We start from the raw sequence: 2653 nt of genomic DNA, 5'->3' as shown, positions 1-2653 counted from the left end.
TACGTCATTCTGAACGTAGCGAAGAATCTTGCTGGCGCAATCGCTTCGGCAATCATAAGCAGATGCTTCGCTTTGCTCGGCATGACATGGGATGAATATTGAAATTCTCCAGGAATATTCAAAATGATACCTTACCGTGAAAAATGGTGCGATGGTTCCGGGAACGATCCTCCTAATAGGGAAAGGGCCAGCGCCGCAACTTTTCCTTGGCGATCTGCCAGAGCCGCGCGAATCCGTGAGGCTCCACGATCAGAAAGTAGACGATCATCCCCCCGAAGATGATCTCCTCGATGTGTTTCGAAAGATCGGTGGGAAGGGGGAGGTGGAAAAATGCCGGAACGTTGGTAAGCACGATCGGCATGATGGTGATGAAGGCCGCCCCCAGGATGGAGCCCAGAATACTGCCCAGACCACCGATGATGACCATGAACAACACCTGGAAGGAAACGAAGATGTCGAAGGCTTCCGTCTCCGCGGCTCCCAGCCACAGGAAGACCATCATCGCCCCGGCCAATCCGCAATAAAAGGAAGAGATGCCGAAGGCCAGCAGCTTGGTCGGCAGGGGCCGGATGCCGATGATTTCCGCCGCGATGTCCATGTCGCGGATGGCCATCCAGGAGCGCCCGATGCGCCCCCGCACCAGGTTCTTGGCCAGCAGGGCGAAGATCACCAGGATCGCCAGCGCCAGGAGATACCGGGTTTCCGCCGTGGCTTCCGGCCCGGTCACCATGATCCCGAATACCTTGCGGGGCGGGGCGGTGATCGTGCCCGAGGGATTGTCGTTGTAGAACCAGCCCACCTTGTTGAAGAGCCAGGGGATGAAAAACTGCGCCGCCAGGGTGGCCACTGCCAGGTAAAAGCCCTTGATGCGCAGGGAGGGCACCCCGAAGATCATTCCCACCGCCGCCGTGACCAGCCCGGCCAGCAGGAACACGATCAGGATGTTGATCTCGGGGATATTGGTGGTGATCTTGTAGGTGGCATACCCCCCCACGGCCATGAAGGCCCCGGTGCCCAGGGAAAGCTGCCCCGCGTATCCGGTGAGCAGGTTCAGCCCGATGGCGGCCAGGGCGAAGATCAGGAAGGGGATCATTATCGCCTGCAGCCAGTACTCGTTGGCCAGGTAGGGAATGCCCACGAATGCGAAGAGAATGACCAGAAGCACCGCCCAGCGGTCCTGATAGAGGGGGAAGATCGCCTGATCGTCCTCGTAGCTGGATTTGTATTGTCCTGCCTCCCGGTAAATCATGCCGGTTTACACCCTTTCGATGATGATCTCGCCGAACAGCCCCTGAGGCCGGAACAGCAGGAAGCCCAGGGCCAACATGTACGCGAACCAGTTTTCGATGGCGCCCCCGAAAAGCGGCCCCCAGTAGATTTCCGCGATCTTCTCTCCCACGCCGATGATCAACCCGCCGACGATGGCGCCCGGCACGGAGGTGAAACCCCCCAGAATCAGCACGGGGAGCGCCTTGAGGGCGATCAGGGAGAGCGAGAACTGCACGCCGCTCTTGGAACCCCACATCACACCCGCCACCAGGGCCACGGCGCCGGCCACGGACCAGACGATCACCCAGATGGTCTTCAGTGGGATGCCCACCGAAAGCGCGGCCTGATGATCGTCCGCCACGGCCCGCAGGGCCCGGCCGATCGGGGTTTTCTGGAAGAACACGGCCAGCACCGCCACCAGGATGGCGGCGATGACCGCGGCGTAGAGATCGAACTGGTTGAGAAGAATCCCTCCCCTTTCGAAGGACTGATCTGGAATGCCCACATTGAGCACCTTGACGTCGCTGCCCCAGGCGATCTGCCCCACACCTTCCAGCACGAAATTGAGCCCGATGGTGGCCATGAAGAGGATGATCGGCTCCTGGTTGACCAGGGGCCGCAACATCAGCCGCTCGATCAGGAAGGCCAACCCCACCATCACGGCGATGGTGACCGGGATGGCGATCAGCACGGGAACGCCGCGTTCCATCAATCCCACCAGGGTCAGGGCGGCAAAGAGCACCATCGCCCCCTGGGCGAAGTTGAACACCCCGGACGCCTTGAAAATGAGCACGAATCCCAGCGCCACCAGGGAGTACATCACGCCCGTGAGCAATCCCCCGATGACGACCTCCGCCAGGAATACCGGGGAATCGGCCATCTCCACGAAAGGTTGAACAAAAAAGGCGTACAGCAAATCCATCGTCAACTCGTTTGGTTTAATGCGGTCTCAATAATTTCTGACCGCCACGTGCTTCGAGACGCGCGCATTGCGCGCTCCTCAGCAACGCGGCTGATAGAGCCCGATTCCCTGCCTGTCCTGAGCGGAGTCGAAGGGAGGAGGATTCCGAAGGAATCCGTCTCGCAGGGTCGGATTCGACTCGAAGTTTCATTTTTAAGACTCCTTCTTGTGCTCGCCGGGGGCATCGTTTCGATCTCAATCATGGCTGACCCCCAGGTAGGCATCGATCACATCCTGGTTGGCGCGCACCTCGTCCGGCGTGCCATCGGCGATTTTCTGGCCGTAGTCCAGCACAACCACATGGGAGGAAATATCCATCACCACCCCCATATCGTGCTCGATCAATACGATCGTGGTGCCGAACTCGTCGTTCACGTCGAGGATGAAGCGGCACATGTCCTCCTTTTCCTCCACGTTCATGCC

The 2653-nt window shown here is 59.5% G+C and carries 3 protein-coding genes; all 3 read right to left on the bottom strand.

Annotation, left to right across the window (positions count from 1 at the left end; genetic code table 11):
- Window positions 1–172 precede the first annotated feature (172 nt).
- Window positions 173–1249, bottom strand: a complete 1077-nt coding sequence (locus tag FVQ81_18320) for a branched-chain amino acid ABC transporter permease (GenBank protein MBW7998486.1) — start codon at window positions 1247–1249, stop codon at window positions 173–175.
- A 6-nt stretch (window positions 1250–1255) separates the two neighbouring features.
- Window positions 1256–2191 (bottom strand): branched-chain amino acid ABC transporter permease, encoded by a 936-nt coding sequence (locus FVQ81_18315; GenBank protein MBW7998485.1) that lies wholly within the window; start codon window positions 2189–2191, stop codon window positions 1256–1258.
- Between the two features lie 234 nt (window positions 2192–2425).
- The coding region (locus FVQ81_18310) for an ABC transporter ATP-binding protein (protein ID MBW7998484.1) at window positions 2426–2653 on the bottom strand (228 nt) is incomplete at its 5' end.

This window comes from Candidatus Glassbacteria bacterium (genome assembly GCA_019456185.1).
GTDB lineage: Bacteria > Gemmatimonadota > Glassbacteria > GWA2-58-10 > GWA2-58-10 > JAJRTS01.
This window is presented reverse-complemented; position numbering and strand designations above follow the sequence as displayed.